The sequence below is a fragment of the Citrobacter sp. KH_055_1 genome, assembly GCF_057838705.1.
The window spans coordinates 2,163,969-2,180,151 of record NZ_CM174473.1 but is presented as its reverse complement, the minus strand read 5'-3'; the positions used below and the strand labels follow the sequence as shown (position 1 = coordinate 2,180,151).

Below are 16,183 nucleotides of genomic sequence, written 5' to 3'. Positions count from 1 at the left end.
ACGGGCTTAATGAGGAGAGAACATTGCCCATATCGCCTTGTCGTGTGCCTGCAATAATCCGCTAATGACCAGGCTGTTGCGAAACGCAACAGCCGCCACATTATTTAAGTTGTGGTACGTAATTTTCTTTAATCCGCTGACGGCGTGTTACGTAGGCGGGTAGCGGCTGCACGTTCGAACCCTCGGAAAACCAGGCGAAGGGGTCGGTACTGGCCACCAGCGCGAAATTGGCCCACGGGTTAAACGATCCCGAACGGATAATCACTTTGGCTTGGTGGGCAATCTCGCTGCACAGTCTTTCATGGCTGGCTTCGCTAAAGTCCGCGCCGGAACCGGTATAAATATCCTGTACCTGACGGTACAGATCCGGATTACAGTCGCGCACTTCGCGAGCGAACTGAATATCTTCGACAAAAACCTCCTGGCGCAGGACGCGGAGAATATCCGTCACGTCCGGGATACCTGGCCAAAAACCAAGATCGATACGGTTAGCGTTCGCCGGGATCGGGAAACCAGCATCGGTCACCAGAATAATATCGGTGTGGCCCAGGGTAGACAGCGCTGCTGCCAGTTGAGGATGTAGGATACGTTCAGGTCTCATTGTTATCTCTCCGAATGGAATTTTTATAATTAACAACCGAGAAAATCTTCAACGTCTTTGCGTGTTTTGTAGGAAGGGACCGTTTCCCAGTCACAGCAGCACAGTGCGGCGGTGGCATTGGCGAAATATGCGGCTTTATCAATAAGTTGACCTTCGCTTAAGGCGACTGCCAGCCCGGCGTTAAAGCTGTCACCCGCGCCGTTACTGTCCACCACGTCGACCTTGCAGGACGGGATTTCCAGGGTGTCGGTACGGGTAAACACCGCGCTACCGGCATCCCCCAGCGTCATCACCACATGGCTGCAGCCGGTTTCCAACAACAGATCGGCAATTTCACGGTTACTGCGCCCATCGTCCGGAGCCAGTCCTAGCGCAACGCGCGCTTCGGTTTCATTCGGCGTCAGGTAATCGATATGGCGAAGATTCACGCCGCGCAGGTCACAGGCGGGCGCCGGATTCAAAATGGTAATCTTTCCAAGCTGTTTGGCGAGTGTCAGGCCATAGAGTGCGGTTTCTAGCGGGATTTCCAGTTGTGCCAGCACAACTTTGCTCTGCGCCATTTGCACTTGTGCTTCGTCCACCCGCGCCGGAGTGAAAAGCTTATTGGCCCCCATATCCACGACGATCACGTTACGGGCCTGATTATCTTTAATGATCAATCCAGCGCCGGTGGGCAGCTCGGGCGTTAAGGTCAGCGCCTCAATATTGACGCCTTCTTCACGCATTAACGCGACGAATTCATGGCCAAACGTATCGTCGCCGACCACACCTGCATAGGCCACGTGGGCTCCGAGTCGGGCCGCCTGTACGGCCATATCCGACCCCTTTCCACCCCAGGTCTGGCGGAAGTCGGTGCCGATTAATGTCTCGCCCGCCAGCGGAATACGTTCAGCCGTCATGACCAGCGCTTTGGCATAGCTACCAAGGATAAAAATACTCATCAGTCATTCTCCTTTTCACCTGACAATGGCATAACAATGCGCCATCGCAGCCAGGCTGCGACGGCCATACGTTAATAAGCGTTAATATCCCCTGTCAGACCTTTTACCAGTTCAGGTCCGGAACTGGTGCCGACCAGTTCCGCCCCGGCTTCGAACATCGTTTTCATTTTTTCCAGGGTATTGACCTTACCGGATACTTTTACCCGACACGGTAACTGAATATGGGCTTTGAGAAGCTGGACATCTTCTACCGTCGCTTCACACCCCCCCTTACCCCAACCGCTGGACTGCTTCACCCAGTCAATACCAGCTTCGAAAGCATAGCGTGTTGCTTTGATTTTCAATGCCTCTTCGGTAATAAATCCAAACTCCAGCATGGCTTTCACTTTCATACCGAGGTCATGGGCCACATGGGTCACGGTCTTCAACTCATCAAAATAGAGATCGTCCTGGCCGCCCAGCAAATAGCCAGGGTTCGGCGGGAAGTCGAACTCATCCGCGCCCTGCTTCGCCAGTTCGCGCACCACCGCCACTTTCATTGCCGTCGTATCGTTAGCCATCGGGAAATTAACGGTCGTCGCCACGCGCACGCCGCTTCCTTTCAGTATCTCTTTTGCAAGAGCCACCCAGCAAGGTGCAATCATGGCGGCATCAAACTGGTACTGCATGCAGGTTTCCAGATGTTGAATCACCCCTTCACGCGTCAAATCCGGGTTGACGTTGGTGTACTGAATCGCCTTTGCGATCTGACGCGGGTCGTTAAAATCAATCATGGACAGCTCCTGTGTGGTAAGTAAAAAAATTGTAAGAACACAGTGAAGATGACGTTACTTTAGCCGGGGCTGACGATAAGCGTGATGGGCAGGATTCCCTGAAACATGGATGAAATTTTCATGTCAATGGAAATGTGAGTGAGTTCAAAAATTGTTCATGTAAAAGGCATGCTGGCTGGGAAAAAGTGCCACCATGGTGAGTACAACGGACGCATCAAAAACACAATGCCAAAGGCCAGCCATGCCCACGCAAAAACAACGGACCCGCATAATTGCCAACTGGTATCGTGGCTCCGATGAGTTTTCACCCTTGATTAACTATCGAATTTTACGCGCCGGCCATATAGATACTGCCGCAGATTTCCGCGTTCATCGCCAGTCGGTCGTCGGCCATGAGTTGATCTTTTGCCTGCGCGGTGCGGGTTTTATTCGTATTGAGGATCGGTTATATCCAGTGAGTCAGGGGCAACTGGCCTGGCTGCCAGTACGCTGGCCGCACGAACATTTCCCCGATAAAGGCGACCCATGGGAGATCCTCTGGCTGCGAATAGAGGGATCGAAATTGAATAATATCATGCAGATAATGGATGTCCCTCAGCGCCCAGTATTCCAGTTTGCGGATCCAGAAAAAGTTGTTGAAATTTATCACCATATTTTTGCTCGTATGAACAGCTACACCCTGGTGACCGACGCTTACTGCGATATGCTGTGCAGCCAGCTGATTTTTACCCTGCTGGAAAACCGGAGCCACGACGCCGCGCAGTCACAGGTGATCACCCATCGGGGGCTGGGCAAACTGCTGTACCAAATCCACAGCCATTACAACGATGAGTGGGATATCGAAAAGTTTATGCATTATTGTCAGGTGAGTAAGTCGCAGCTTTTTCGCTTGTTCCAGGCGACGTTTAATCAAAGCCCGCTCAAATGGCTGAAGAATTATCGTCTGTCCCAGGCACGACGCTTACTGGTGGAAACTCAGGAAAGTATCAGCCGAATTGCGGTTCAGGTGGGATACAACGATCCGCTGCATTTCTCACGGGATTTTCATCGTGCGGTAGGTCTGTCACCCAGTGCATTTCGCAAACAGGAACAGCTGGAGGGTGCCCACGCGTCCAGGCATGAGGTGGAATAACGTATACCCCTTTTTATTTCTCGCGAATTCAAGACGTTGTGAATCGTTCCCCGTTTTCAATGTATTAATTATGTTATAGCTACCCTTTGCCACTGAGGGAGCAACGTAATGGAAGCACTGAGCCGTGAAACATTAGAGAATATGATGGCGCAAGCCGTTGCCCACGCGACCACCTACCCGATATGGCCGCAGGGCGAAGCCCCCGGAGCAAAAAATAGCGATGCGGTATTTACGCCTGAACCCCGGCACACCGGAACGTCAGACTACGACCGCGCGGTAACCGGCATTCGCGCCCCTGAAATTACCGTCTACGCCCCCGCCAAACCGAACGGCGTGGGGATCCTGGTCACCCCTGGCGGTTCTTATCGTCGCGTTGTGATGGATAAAGAAGGCAGCGCACTGGCACCGTTCTTTACCGCGCGTGGCTATACCCTGTTTGTGATGACCTATCGCATGCCGGGAGACGGTCACGAGGAAGCATCAAACGCACCGCTGGCCGATGCCCAGCGCGCCATCCGCTACATTCGCGCCAACGCACAGCAGTGGAAAATCGATCCGCTCCGTCTCGGCGTACTGGGGTTTTCCTCCGGGGGGCACGTCGCCGCCAGCCTGGGAACCCGCTTTGCAGAGTCGGTGTATGCGCCGATGGATAGCATTGATGAACAGCCCACTCGCCCTGCTTTCATGGCGCTGGTTTATCCGGTTATTAGCCTGCGGGAAGGTGTCGCCCATCCGGGCTCACGTCTTGAGCTGGTTGGCGCCGCGCCCGCAGAGCAAGACATTCACCACTACTCCCTGGAAGAAAGAGCGGATGACACCACGCCGCCCGCCTTCCTGCTGCATGCGATTGACGATCCAGCGGTCAAAGTCGAGAACAGCCTGGTCTTGTTTACTGCGCTGCGCAAGCTCGGCGTACCGGTTGAAATGCATCTGTTTGAACGGGGCAAGCATGGGTTCGGCATTCGTGATACGCAAGGACTGCCGCTGGCCATCTGGCCGGAGATGATGATGAACTGGATAGCCAGCAAGGTGTAATGATTATGCCGGGTAGGTCGCTAAACCAACCCGGCAAAAATATCAGGATTGCAGATAAACCACCTGCGTTTGCAGGTACTCGTTCAGACCGTGCTTGCCATCTGCCCCGCCGATACCGGACTTGCGCCAGCCTGCGTGGAAGCCCTGCATCGCTTCGAAGTTTTCACGGTTGATATAGGTTTCGCCGAATTTCAGCCCTTTAATCGCCTTCATCGCCGTGTTCAGGTTTTGCGTGTAAATCGATGAGGTCAGACCGTAGTCGCTGTCGTTAGCCATCGCAATCGCCTCATCCAGGGCGTCAAACGACACCACTGGCAGCACCGGGCCAAAGGTTTCTTCGTGCATAATCGCCATCTCCTGGCGCACATCCAGCAATAACGTTGGCGGGTAGTAATACCCTTTCCCCTCAACCGCTTTGCCCCCCAGCACCACGCGGGCCCCTTCCTGCACCGCACGCGCAACTTTCTGCTCCACACGCTCCCGCGCCGCGGCGTTAATCAACGGCCCCATCGCAATATCCTTACGTTCCGCAGGATTGCCAAACTGCACCGCTTTCATCGCCTCGCCCAGGCGATTAACAAACTGATCGTAAATCCCCTTCTGGACGTACACGCGCTCGGCGCAGTTACACACCTGCCCGGTATTAATCACGCGGGAATCGACAATCGCCTTCACGGCCAGCTCGAGGTCCGCATCATCCATCACGATAGCCGGGGCTTTACCGCCCAACTCCAGGCACACTTTGGTGATATTTTTCGCCGCCGCTGTCATAATTTTCTCACCGGCCACTACGCTGCCGGTCATGCTGACCATCGCCACTTTCGGGTTCCCGGCCAACTCCTGACCCACCGTTTCTCCCCGTCCGAGCACCAGGTTAAACACCCCGCGCGGCAGGCCGATGTCATCGACAATTTTGGCAAAAGCGATAGCGTTGTTCGGCGTAAACTCGCTTGGCTTAATGACAATGGTATTCCCGGTCAGCAAGGCGGGAGCCAGCTTACGGGCGATCAAGAAAAACGGGAAGTTCCACGGCAGAATGCCCGTGGTTACGCCAAGGGCGCGTTTAAACAGCAGGATGTTCTCGCCCGGACGATCGCTTTGCAGGATCTCACCTTCATAGCGGCGAGCCCACTCCGCCATGTAATCGATATAGTCGGCGGTAAACGCGACTTCAACATCCGCCAGTTGCTGGATTTTGCCGCCTTCCGCCACGATAAGCGCGCTAATTTCACCGGCACGCTCACGGATCCCGGCGGAAATCTTGCGTAGCCAGCTGGCGCGTTCAATGGCGGGCAGCGCCTCCCACTCAGGCTGGGCGCGATGCGCTGCGTCAATCGCTTTGCGCGCATCCTCAGCACGGCTATCAGGAATACGGGAAATGACCTCTTCCGTCGCCGGATTGACGACATCAATCCAGGCGTCATCGTGCCAGGTCACAAACTGCCCATCGATATACATAGGATGTTGTACGGGTACTGACATGCGTTGCTCCTGTGATTGATTTGTTTTTAACAAGTAAAACTATTGTTAATTAATATCAATCATGCATAACACATTGCCACTGCGATGGTGGTTCTGTGAGCCGCTTCATAAAAGTGTCAGGCAACGCCGTGGTGACGAGAAAAAACCGGCGGGATGAATGCCCGTTTGCACAAAAAAAGCGACAAACGGGCAGCAGAGATTACAGAGAGCGGCTGTTCAGGAAGTCAATCAGCGCGGCATCGCGTTGCAGATGTAACCCTGCTTGTTCGACGGTCGGCGGAATATCCACATGCGTAATAAAATCGCGACCACGGGGTCCATAGCCAGTTTCATCATCACGCAGACGCGGAAGCTCACCGGTAATAAGAGACAGGTAGCGGTCCACCGACCACAGACCTTCAGCGGTTGGTGCGAAATCCACGCCGTCGCCCTGTAGCGTTAACGCAGGGACAAAACCAGGGAAGCTGAGCCAGCGCGGCGCCTGCGGATCGTCACGCGTGACGCGCTCAAAAGTCGCCATGGTGCGGCGCTGCATGGTGGGGTCCTGCACCACAATCACGGTTTCCATGGTCTGAGTTGCCTGACGCAGTAACGCACAGCTAAAGCGGGCATTCTCCCCACAGTTGGTGGATTGGTCCTCCACCCAAATCGTCTCACCGGGAATGTGCCAGAACTGGTGTGCGATATCGGCAAGGATCGCCGCTTCTGCGCGTCCGGCGGTACGCAGGGTGTTATAGCGTGGGTGCTGCGCGATAGCGGCGTACAGAAAGGTCGTGGAATGACCGATACCGCCACTAATCAGCAAGGGAATCTGTTGTTCTTTCGCAATCCGACACGCCGCGTCGATGGTCGGGATCACCGCATTCCCGGCCAGAATCACGCAATCAGCCTGAACCGTGATATTTTCGGCGAAATCATTCTGCGCCAGCCATTGCCCCACGGTGTTAATCGCCGTAAGGGTGCTGGAGGAAAGTGGCGGAAACTGTCTCATGTTCATGACTCCTGGTGTTTATTCTTTACCGGGTTCAGTAAGCCTGATAAGTGCAGCGCCATCAGGCACTGCATCATATCTCGCCGGATGGCGGCGTCGCCTTATCCGGCCTGCAGCCCCTCCACGCGTTAACCCGTAATCTGATCCATCGCCTGCAGGATACGCTTATCCGAAATCGGATACGGCGTACCAAGCTGCTGGGCAAAGTAGCTGACGCGCAGTTCTTCTATCATCCAGCGGATCTCTTTGACATCGTCATCTTCGCGGCGCGCGGGCGGCAGTTTATTGAACCACTGCTGCCAGGCCTGCTGCACGCTGTCCACTTTCAGCATCTGCGCACGATCGCGGTGCGGATCGATGGCCAGTTTCTCCAGACGTTTCTCGATAGCCTGCAAATAACGCAGCGTATCGCCCAAGCGTTTGAAGCCGTTGCCGGTAACGAATCCACGGTAGACCAGTCCGCCCATTTGCGCTTTGATATCCGAAAGCCCCAGCGCCATGGTCATGTCCACGCGGCCTTTCAGACGTTTATTGATATTGAACACCGCCGTCAGGATCTGTTCGACCTGCTTGGCAATCTCCACCACGGTGTCGTTCAGTTCGGCGCGCACTTTTTCGTGCAGCGCCGCAAAGCCCTCTTCCGTCCACACCGGGCCGCCGTTGGCGTCGATTAATCGATCCACACCACAAGAAATACAGTCATCAATCAAATCCAGCACTTTGCCGTACGGGTTAAAGTACAGCCCCAGCTTGGCTTTATTCGGCAACTTCTCGTGCAGATACTTGATGGGCGACGGAATATTCAGCAGCAGCAGACGGCGTAACCCGCTCCACATAGCCTGCTGTTGTTCCAGCGGATTATCAAACAATTTGATAGCCACGCTGTCGCGTTCATCCACCAGCGCGGGCCACGCTTTGACTTTATAGTTACCGCGTTTTTGCTCGTAGCTTTCCGGCAACTGGCCGAAGCTCCAGATGTGCAGCCCGCTCTGTTCGATGCCGTCATCCGCCACCGCCGACAGCGTTTCCTGCACTTTGCCTTTCAGCGTGTCTTTCAACGCCTGCAGCGAACGACCTTCCTGCAGCTTCTTGTTTTTATCATCCACCACCCTGAAGGTGATTTTCAGGTGATCGGGCACCTGATCCCAGTGCCAGTCGTCGCGGTCAACGGTAACGCCAGTCATCCGGCGCAGTTCGCGCTCCAGCGAGTCCAGCAACGGCAGTTCCAGCGGCGTTACGCGGCCTAAAAACGCTTCCGCATAGTTTGGCGCTGGCACAAAGTTGCGTCGCACCGGCTTCGGCAGCGATTTAATCAAGGCGATCACCAGTTCACGACGCAGCCCCGGAATTTGCCATTCAAACCCGGACTCTTCGACCTGGTTTAACAGCGGCAGCGGAATATGTACGGTGACACCGTCGGCGTCAGCGCCGGGTTCAAACTGATAGCTCAGTCGTAGCTTGAGATTGCCCTGATGCCAGAAGTTCGGGTAATCCAGCTTGCTGATTTTTTCCGCGCCTTCTTTGATGAGCATGCTCTTTTCAAAGTTGAGCAGGTCCGGCGTTTCACGGCTGACCTTTTTCCACCAGCTATCAAAATGGCGGGCAGAAACCACATCATGGCTGATGCGCTGGTCGTAAAATTCAAACAGCGTTTCATCATCGACCAGGATATCGCGGCGGCGTGATTTGTGTTCTAACTCTTCCACTTCCGCCCGCAGCTTCAGGTTGTCGCGGAAAAACGCATGCCGGGTCTGCCAGTCGCCTTCCACCAGCGCGTGACGGATAAACAGTTCGCGTGACAGCGCAGGGTCTATCAGGCTGTAGTTGACCTTACGCGCAGCGACAATCGGCAGCCCGTAGACAGTGACTTTTTCTGTCGCCATCACCGCACCCTGCGCGCGCTCCCAGTGCGGTTCACTGTACGAGCGTTTGATCAAATGCTGGGCAACCGGCTCCACCCACTCAGGGTCAATACGCGCGGCAATACGTCCCCACAGTCGGCTGGTTTCCACCAGTTCTGCCACCATCGTCCACTTCGGCGGTTTTTTGAACAAACCGGAGCCGGGAAAGATCGAAAAACGAGCGTTACGCGCGCCGGTAAATTCCTGCTTATCGGCATCTTTCATCCCGATATGCGACAGTAAACCGGTCAGCAGCGCGACGTGGATCTCCCGATACTCAGCAGGCTCGCTGTTAACCGGGATCCCTAACTCTTTCACCACCTGACGTAGCTGGGTGTAAACATCCTGCCATTCACGCACGCGCAGATAGTTGAGGAAATCGAGCTTGCACTGGCGGCGGAACTGATTCGACGACAGCGCTTTTTGCTGCTCGCCAAGGTAATTCCACAAGTTCACAAAGGCGAGGAAGTCGGACTCTTTGTCGTGGAATCGACGGTGTTTTTCGTCAGACGCCTGCTGTTTGTCCATCGGACGCTCACGCGGATCCTGAATGGACAGCGCCGAGGTAATAATCATCGCCTCACGCACGCAGCCATGCTTCTGCGCTTCCAGCACCATCCGCGCCAGACGCGGATCCACCGGCAACTGACTGAGCTGGCGGCCCAACGGGGTGAGTTTATATGCGGTTTGCTGTTCATCAGTGGTGATTGCGCCCAGCTCTTCCAGCAGGCGCACACCGTCCTGAATATTGCGTTTATCCGGCGCTTCCACGAACGGGAACGCGGCGATATCGCCCAGCCCCAGCGCGGTCATTTGCAAAATGACGGAAGCCAGGTTGGTACGCAAAATTTCCGGATCGGTAAATTCCGGGCGCGACAGGAAGTCGTCTTCGGAATACAAACGAATACAGATCCCTTCCGATACGCGTCCGCAGCGGCCTTTACGCTGGTTGGCGGAGGCCTGCGATACCGGTTCAATGGGCAAGCGCTGAACTTTGGTGCGGAAGCTATAGCGGCTGATACGCGCGGTACCCGGGTCAATGACGTATTTGATCCCCGGCACGGTCAGTGAGGTTTCCGCCACGTTGGTCGCCAGCACAATACGGCGTCCGCTGTGCGACTGGAACACGCGGTTCTGCTCGCTGTTGGAGAGACGCGCATACAACGGCAACACTTCGGTGTGGCGTAAATCCAGCTTATTCAGCGCATCGGCGGTGTCGCGGATCTCACGCTCGCCACTCATGAAGATCAGAATATCCCCCTGGCTTTCACGTCCCAGTTCATCCACCGCGTCAAAAATCGCCTGCAGCTGATCGCGCTCGGTGTCGTCCGCATCTTCAACAATCGGACGGTAGCGCACTTCCACCGGGTACGTTCGACCGGAGACTTCGATAATTGGCGCGTTATTGAAATGCTTTGAAAAACGCTCAGGGTCGATGGTCGCCGAGGTGATAATGACTTTCAGATCCGGGCGACGCGGCAGCAGCTCTTTCAGATAGCCGAGTAGAAAATCGATGTTCAGGCTGCGCTCGTGGGCTTCATCGATGATGATGGTGTCGTACTGCATCAGCATGCGATCCTGCTGGATCTCCGCCAGCAGGATACCGTCCGTCATCAGCTTAACCATGGTGTTATCGCTAACATGGTCGCTGAAACGCACTTTATACCCGATGCAGCCGCCCGGCTCAGTTTGCAGCTCTTCGGCGATACGGTTAGCTACGGTACGCGCCGCCAGTCGACGCGGCTGGGTATGGCCGATAAGCCCCTTCACCCCACGCCCCAGCTCCATACAGATTTTCGGTAACTGGGTGGTTTTACCGGAGCCGGTTTCCCCGGCAACAATCACCACCTGATGGTCGCGAACCGCGTCCAGGATGTCTTGTTTTTTCTGGCTAACAGGCAGGTTTTCCGGGTAGGTAATGTCCGGTCGTGCCGCTTCACGCAGCACAACTTTACCGGCAGCCTGTTCAATCTCTTTTGCCATCTCCTGGTAAATGGCCTGTTGTGCATCAGGATTTTTAACCTTCTTCACGCCGTGCAGGCGGCGGGAGAAACGCTGTTTGTCGCGCAGCATCAGTGATTCCAGCTGCTGCTGTAGCATGTTGAAGGTTATTTTTTGTTGTTCTGTCATAGCGTTAGAGGGCAGTGCTCTGCCGGGTTAAATCTCTTTAAGATGATAGGTATAGAGTACCACATCGGCGCTTTTCATGTGTTGTTCAATAATTTCGAACATAGGATTCGATATATTGCGCTATCACTGCGGCAGGATTGTGAATAAAGTGTCAACAAGCAACGGGGCACATCCCCTTCAAACACATAAAAGGAAACACCCATGAGCAAGGTATTAGTTCTTAAATCCAGTATTCTGGCAGGGTACTCTCAGTCTGGTCAGTTGTCTGATTATTTTGTTGAACAGTGGCGTGAAAAGCACTCTGCTGACGACATCACCATCCGTGACCTGGCGGCAAATCCTGTTCCGGTACTGGACGGCGAACTGGTAGGTGCAATGCGCCCGAGCGATACGCCGCTGACGCCGCGTCAACAGGAAGCACTGGCGCTGTCTGATGAGCTGATTGCTGAGCTGAAAGCCCATGACGTGATTGTGATCGCCGCGCCGATGTATAACTTCAACATCCCGACGCAGTTGAAAAACTATTTCGACCTGATTGCGCGTGCTGGCGTAACCTTCCGTTACACCGAGAAAGGGCCAGAAGGTCTGGTGACCGGTAAACGTGCAGTTATTGTCACCAGCCGTGGCGGTATCCATAAAGATACGCCGACTGACCTGGTTACCCCATATCTGTCGACCTTCCTGGGCTTTATCGGCATCACCGATGTGAACTTCGTGTTCGCAGAAGGCATCGCGTACGGTCCGGAAGTGGCGACCAAAGCACAGTCTGACGCCAAAGCCGCCATCGATAGCGTCGTCGCTGCCTGATAATTCACCCTCTCACCATCCGGTGGGAGGGTTTTTAACCCACACCAATTTTACTTCTTTGCCCGCATCCGCATCTGCTTGCCGTGAATACGATTGATATCACGCCAGATTATCGAATACTCCCGGCATTTCGCCAGATTCTCTTCCCAGCAATGGCACAAAAATTGTTCAGGCTCCGCAACATCCCGGCTTAACAGTTTGAACAGCCAACGATTCCAGACATACCACTTGAGAAGCCACATGTTTTCACTCCAGGAGACACAGGAGAGGGAATATATCAGCATCAACACCGTCTAGTGTGGCAACTATTGCGCTGGCGAAAACGCTACACCAGCATCATCAACCAGGCCGCCCACAGCGCAGCAACCCAATAAAGCGTACGCCGAAACTGCGCCAATGCCCCCGCCTGGCGCTCGGTAAGGCTCAGCGTCTTCAGCTTGTCGCGCTGCCAGATGGCAAAGAGTGCCTCTCCGGCCTGCACGTTGTTTTGCACATTGAGCAGCGAAAAGTAGCGGGCATCAAGCCACAGGCGCCAGCAGCCAAACCAGACAATGGCGCACAACAGCGCGATAACCGCACGTAGCCCCCCCGACGGTGCGACAACGATCGCCCACACCATGGGTGGGACGCTAAAAAGCAGGATGAAACGCCAGCTTTCCAGCGTGTGTCGTAGCAAATCGCGGTGCAGCGCCTCATTATTCGTTACACCGTCACTTTCTGTTGCCATTGCTGCAGCCTCTCCAGATGTTTATCCGTCAGCACCACCTGCGCCCGACGTTCGCGAATATACGCCACCGCCTGCTCAACGGTTGCCACATGGCCGCATTGCAACAACCACGCCGCAACCACCATCGCACTGCGCGACAGCCCCAGCGCGCAGTGTACCAGTACGGTCCCCTGCTCTTTATGTAGCGTTTCCAGCCGGTCTACCGCCTGTTGTAACTCGGCGTCGCTCGGGATCACCAGATCCAGCATCGGGACGCAAGCGTAGGCGCGCATAGAAGTAGCATGCCCGCGCGCAAACTCAAAGGTCAGGTCAAGTACCGCGTTTTGTTCAGGTATGCGGCGTGGAAAACTACCGAGATAGACGCCAGCGGTAATGTTGCTCAGCGGTGGCAGACGGCGGGTAAATCCGCGCATCGACAGCCACATACCTACTCGCCAGGGCAGCGTCAGCCCGTACACGGCAGGCGGCAGTCGCCCTTGTTCATCTTTGCCCGTGGTCGCCGCGCCGAATCCGCCGTAGCCATAGCTCACCATCAGCAACGATACAGCAGGCCACAGCAGCCAGGGCGTTAGCCATACGCTGGCAATAGTGCATAACGCGGCACCCGACAAATAACGACGCATCAGCCTTAAGCGCGCCGCATCCGGTTTGCGCCAGCACCAGCAACGTTTTTCCGGCACCATCCAGTCAATCAGCATGCCTGCCGCCAGCCCGGTAATGATATCGATAAAATGATGCTGCCAGGTGGTGAGTACCGACACGGCGATCAGCAAGAACCAACCGTCACATAACCTGCGCCAACCCCCACTGAGGTGATGACTGAAATGCCGCCACAGCAGCCAGCAGAGAATAATATGCAGCGACGGGGACTGGTTATACGGCAAGTCGAACTGTTCAAGCTGAGCAAACAGCCAGCCTGCCGCGCCGCTGACCTCCGGGCGCGTAAAGCTAAACTGGAGTGGAAACAGCAAAAAACCGACGCAGGCAATCACCGACGCCAGGAACAGACGCAGCACCAGCCGCCGCTGTTCAACGCGCGTGGTGCAGACAAACAGTGACAATCCGTAAAACAGATCCAGACTCCAGTACGGCAGAATAGTCCACGGAAGAAAGGGAATGGCGGACTCCCAGCCAAACACGATGCAGCCCACATTGTCATGCTGCGTGTCCTGCCAGGCAGTAAACTGATTGACCTTGCCATAGGTAAGAAAGAAAAAAGGCGCCAGCAGCATTAGCCAGCCCACCGCCTGTACCATCACCTTACGGCGTTCAGCCCCCACGGCGCACCGCCAGCGAGACAGTGAAAATCCCCCACTCATCAATCAGCTGCGTGCACTTATCAAACCCGGCTTCACGCACCAGCGCATCCATTTCCCCTTGCGTACGCACGCGCATCACCCAGGCTTTGCCGTCTTTGTGGCTGGTCAACGACCAGGCGATGGTTTTTAACTGCGGATGCCAGGGCTGCCCGGTGTAGATCAGCACGCCTCCAGGGGCAATCGCGTCAGCCAGCCCGGCGAGCGAATTACGTACCAGCGTATTTTCAGGGAAGAGTTCATATAACCCAGAAACAATACCTAATGTGGGACGCGGTTCCAGCGACGCCAGCTGTTCGCGGTTGAAGGCATCGCCCTGCTCGAAGCGGGCAATTTCAGCCATACCGCGGCTGGCGATCATCTCACTGCCTTTCTTAACATTCAGTTCGCTGTAATCGCGCAGCAAAATCGAGTTGACCGCCGCTTCGCCTTCCAGTGCGTCAAGCACATAGCGCCCGTGTCCGGCCGCGATATCCACTACATGCACTGCGGTTCCTTGCTCTGCCAGTTGCGCCACCGCCTGGCGGATCAGCATCTGCAAATGAACCTTGCGCTGGCGGATCCCCTTCCAGCCCACGCTGTTCAGGTAGTTTTTGTCAATCAGCCGACCCAGCGCGCTGCTGCCCTGAGGCTGGTTGCGATAGACATAATCCAACGTACTACCCGAATCAAAACCGGTCTCAAACCCCAGACGCACGCCCGTTGATTGCGTCCCGAGTAATTTCATCCCATAGCGCAGGCCACGATAGGCAATATCGTCAAGCGAATACGGCGCAGGTCCGCCACTAAGCAGCCGCCAGCTATCTGCTCCGGGGCTCCAGCGGTCTTCATTACGGTAGTCAAAGCGCTGCGGCGGCATCGCGTACAGCGTGCCGATAAAATCACGCATTTTGTCGAACGCCAGATGCCGGTCTTTTTCACCCAGTGTGTCGTGATAAAAGCCCGGCAACACGTGCAGTTCCTTGAGTGGGCTTCTGAGGCGTTGGTAAAAATCAATTTGCGGCTGGCGATGGACCACAAAATCATCCCCGGAAACCAACAGCTGTACAGGCAGAGTAATGGCGCTGGCATCGCTGACAATACGCTCCGCCGTTTTATAGAGATCGAGCAGGATGTTCACCGCAATCGCCCGGGTGATCTGTTTATCCTGGTTAAAACTCGCCACGCGCTCAGGATCGTGCGTCAGGTATTTGCCCTTGACGTAGGAGTTGACGAAAAACAGGCAGCGCAGGCGATGCATTAAGGCCAGCCCCGGACGGGCAAACGGTACGTACAGTTTGACTTTGAACGCCGGGGACGCCAGCACCAGCCCACGAATGGAAGGCGCATAATCATGAGCCCAGGTCGCTGCCAGCACTGCACCCACGCTTTGCGCCACCACCACCACATCTTCCATTGCAGCCTGGCTGTCAGCAGCGGCAAAGCGCACGAACTCGTCGACATCCTGCACCGAACGTGCCAGCGACGGGCTATATCCGCGCGGTCCTGGCGACTGCCCGTGACCGCGCGCATCCCAGGCATAGAACGCGGTGTCCGGCATCGCAAGCTCATCGACAATGTGTTGCAAACGCCCGGAGTGTTCGTGTCCGCGATGAAACAGGACAATCACTTTTGGCGCAGGACCTGCTGCTAATGCCGGCCAGTGGCGGAAAAACAGCGCGGTGTTGTCGCTGGTCAAAAATGGACGTTCATCGGGCACTCGAATGTTAGTCATGAGGGTGCGGTCCTGTAGTTTGTTGCTGTAGCAGCACCAGCTGCTGTCTGAGATCGTCCATAAAAACGCGTTTATCGCTCTGCGCGACCAACGGTCTGCCAATGTTGACGTCAATAAACAGCGGCAGAGGAATACGATTCCCCTTCGCCATCACGTGCTCCGTTCCGCGCAGCCAGACGGGAATAATCGGTACCGACGGCATACGCTGACTGAGGTGCCAGATGCCGGATTTCAGTGGTGCCAGTATTCCCGGTTCGCCGCGGGTACCTTCAGGGAAAAGGATCAAGATCTTGCCGTCGCGTAAGGCCTGTTCACACTGTGCCAGCGGGTCAGCTTCGCCGCCCTTACGCGTAATCGGAATAATGTTGAGAATATTAAGCGCAAACCAGGCCATCCATTTATTACGCAGAAAATAGTCAGCGGCGGCCACCGGATGGATGGCCCCCTGACGGCGCAGCGCAAACAGCGACAGCAGCGCAAAAACATCCATATGACTGTTGTGATTTGCGACCACAATCGCCGGCCCCTGCTGCGGCAAGCGATCCCGGTGCCTGACGCGCAGCCCAAGCCACAGCCATATTACCGGCCAGACGATGCACAGCGTAAACAGCGTTCGTAGCAATGTGTTGATCA

At 55.4% G+C, this 16,183-nt stretch carries 14 protein-coding genes; 3 read left to right on the top strand and 11 right to left on the bottom strand.

Going from position 1 to position 16,183, the window contains the following annotated elements:
* Nucleotides 1–100 precede the first annotated feature (100 nt).
* From rbsD to deoC, 3 genes are all read right to left on the bottom strand, one after another.
* Nucleotides 101–601, bottom strand: a complete 501-nt coding sequence (gene rbsD / locus AC3ITF_RS10135; protein ID WP_115258378.1) for a D-ribose pyranase — start codon at nucleotides 599–601, stop codon at nucleotides 101–103.
* Nucleotides 602–630: 29 nt separating this feature from the next.
* Nucleotides 631–1,542 (bottom strand): ribokinase, encoded by a 912-nt coding sequence (locus AC3ITF_RS10130; RefSeq protein WP_170974155.1) that lies wholly within the window; start codon nucleotides 1,540–1,542, stop codon nucleotides 631–633.
* 71 nt (nucleotides 1,543–1,613) lie between these two features.
* Nucleotides 1,614–2,315 carry a deoxyribose-phosphate aldolase gene (deoC, locus tag AC3ITF_RS10125; RefSeq protein ID WP_115258376.1) on the bottom strand — a complete coding sequence of 234 codons (702 nt, stop codon included), beginning with the start codon at nucleotides 2,313–2,315 and terminating at the stop codon, nucleotides 1,614–1,616.
* Between the two features lie 241 nt (nucleotides 2,316–2,556).
* On the opposite strand from deoC, the gene AC3ITF_RS10120 reads away from it, so the two are divergent.
* Nucleotides 2,557–3,447: a helix-turn-helix transcriptional regulator gene (locus AC3ITF_RS10120; RefSeq protein ID WP_161959026.1), complete on the top strand. Its 891-nt coding sequence runs from the start codon at nucleotides 2,557–2,559 to the stop codon at nucleotides 3,445–3,447.
* Nucleotides 3,448–3,555: 108 nt separating this feature from the next.
* Entirely contained in the window at nucleotides 3,556–4,482 is a 927-nt protein-coding gene (locus tag AC3ITF_RS10115) for an alpha/beta hydrolase (RefSeq protein ID WP_115258374.1), read from the top strand.
* A 42-nt stretch (nucleotides 4,483–4,524) separates the two neighbouring features.
* On the opposite strand, the gene aldA is transcribed toward AC3ITF_RS10115, so the two are convergent.
* The 3 genes from aldA to hrpA all read right to left on the bottom strand — a co-directional run bounded on the left by aldA (nucleotide 4,525) and on the right by hrpA (nucleotide 10,986).
* Nucleotides 4,525–5,964, bottom strand: coding sequence for an aldehyde dehydrogenase (gene aldA, locus AC3ITF_RS10110; RefSeq protein ID WP_489176382.1), 1,440 nt, complete (start codon nucleotides 5,962–5,964; stop codon nucleotides 4,525–4,527).
* A 199-nt stretch (nucleotides 5,965–6,163) separates the two neighbouring features.
* Nucleotides 6,164–6,961: a YdcF family protein gene (locus AC3ITF_RS10105; protein ID WP_489176381.1), complete on the bottom strand. Its 798-nt coding sequence runs from the start codon at nucleotides 6,959–6,961 to the stop codon at nucleotides 6,164–6,166.
* A 122-nt stretch (nucleotides 6,962–7,083) separates the two neighbouring features.
* Entirely contained in the window at nucleotides 7,084–10,986 is a 3,903-nt protein-coding gene (hrpA, locus tag AC3ITF_RS10100; RefSeq protein ID WP_137399051.1) for an ATP-dependent RNA helicase HrpA, read from the bottom strand.
* A gap of 201 nt (nucleotides 10,987–11,187) precedes the next feature.
* Here hrpA and azoR point away from each other — a divergent pair, with 201 nt between their 5' ends.
* Nucleotides 11,188–11,793: an FMN-dependent NADH-azoreductase gene (azoR, locus tag AC3ITF_RS10095; RefSeq protein ID WP_115258370.1), complete on the top strand. Its 606-nt coding sequence runs from the start codon at nucleotides 11,188–11,190 to the stop codon at nucleotides 11,791–11,793.
* A gap of 50 nt (nucleotides 11,794–11,843) precedes the next feature.
* On the opposite strand, the gene AC3ITF_RS10090 is transcribed toward azoR, so the two are convergent.
* The 5 genes from AC3ITF_RS10090 to AC3ITF_RS10070 all read right to left on the bottom strand — a co-directional run bounded on the left by AC3ITF_RS10090 (nucleotide 11,844) and on the right by AC3ITF_RS10070 (nucleotide 16,181).
* Nucleotides 11,844–12,035, bottom strand: a complete 192-nt coding sequence (locus AC3ITF_RS10090; protein ID WP_096756937.1) for a hypothetical protein — start codon at nucleotides 12,033–12,035, stop codon at nucleotides 11,844–11,846.
* An 83-nt stretch (nucleotides 12,036–12,118) separates the two neighbouring features.
* Nucleotides 12,119–12,520: a hypothetical protein gene (locus AC3ITF_RS10085; protein ID WP_117342857.1), complete on the bottom strand. Its 402-nt coding sequence runs from the start codon at nucleotides 12,518–12,520 to the stop codon at nucleotides 12,119–12,121.
* Entirely contained in the window at nucleotides 12,496–13,800 is a 1,305-nt protein-coding gene (locus AC3ITF_RS10080) for a phosphatase PAP2/dual specificity phosphatase family protein (RefSeq protein ID WP_489176380.1), read from the bottom strand. Before AC3ITF_RS10080 ends, AC3ITF_RS10085 begins: the two co-directional genes overlap by 25 nt.
* Nucleotides 13,790–15,550, bottom strand: a complete 1,761-nt coding sequence (locus AC3ITF_RS10075) for a bifunctional alpha/beta hydrolase/class I SAM-dependent methyltransferase (RefSeq protein WP_489176379.1) — start codon at nucleotides 15,548–15,550, stop codon at nucleotides 13,790–13,792. The genes AC3ITF_RS10080 and AC3ITF_RS10075 overlap by 11 nt, the downstream gene beginning before the upstream one ends.
* Nucleotides 15,543–16,181, bottom strand: a complete 639-nt coding sequence (locus tag AC3ITF_RS10070; RefSeq protein ID WP_370316940.1) for a lysophospholipid acyltransferase family protein — start codon at nucleotides 16,179–16,181, stop codon at nucleotides 15,543–15,545. The genes AC3ITF_RS10075 and AC3ITF_RS10070 overlap by 8 nt, the downstream gene beginning before the upstream one ends.
* Between the last annotated feature and the right edge of the window lie 2 nt (nucleotides 16,182–16,183).

Coding starts and splice junctions, on each gene's coding strand:
- azoR (WP_115258370.1), top strand. CDS start 11,188: ATGAGCAAGGTATTAGTTCTTAAATCCAGTATTCTGGCAGGGTACTCT.
- AC3ITF_RS10105 (WP_489176381.1), bottom strand. CDS start 6,961: ATGAACATGAGACAGTTTCCGCCACTTTCCTCCAGCACCCTTACGGCG.
- deoC (WP_115258376.1), bottom strand. CDS start 2,315: ATGATTGATTTTAACGACCCGCGTCAGATCGCAAAGGCGATTCAGTAC.
- hrpA (WP_137399051.1), bottom strand. CDS start 10,986: ATGACAGAACAACAAAAAATAACCTTCAACATGCTACAGCAGCAGCTG.
- AC3ITF_RS10115 (WP_115258374.1), top strand. CDS start 3,556: ATGGAAGCACTGAGCCGTGAAACATTAGAGAATATGATGGCGCAAGCC.
- AC3ITF_RS10090 (WP_096756937.1), bottom strand. CDS start 12,035: ATGTGGCTTCTCAAGTGGTATGTCTGGAATCGTTGGCTGTTCAAACTG.
- rbsD (WP_115258378.1), bottom strand. CDS start 601: ATGAGACCTGAACGTATCCTACATCCTCAACTGGCAGCAGCGCTGTCT.
- aldA (WP_489176382.1), bottom strand. CDS start 5,964: ATGTCAGTACCCGTACAACATCCTATGTATATCGATGGGCAGTTTGTG.
- AC3ITF_RS10130 (WP_170974155.1), bottom strand. CDS start 1,542: ATGAGTATTTTTATCCTTGGTAGCTATGCCAAAGCGCTGGTCATGACG.
- AC3ITF_RS10120 (WP_161959026.1), top strand. CDS start 2,557: ATGCCCACGCAAAAACAACGGACCCGCATAATTGCCAACTGGTATCGT.
- AC3ITF_RS10085 (WP_117342857.1), bottom strand. CDS start 12,520: ATGGCAACAGAAAGTGACGGTGTAACGAATAATGAGGCGCTGCACCGC.
- AC3ITF_RS10075 (WP_489176379.1), bottom strand. CDS start 15,550: ATGACTAACATTCGAGTGCCCGATGAACGTCCATTTTTGACCAGCGAC.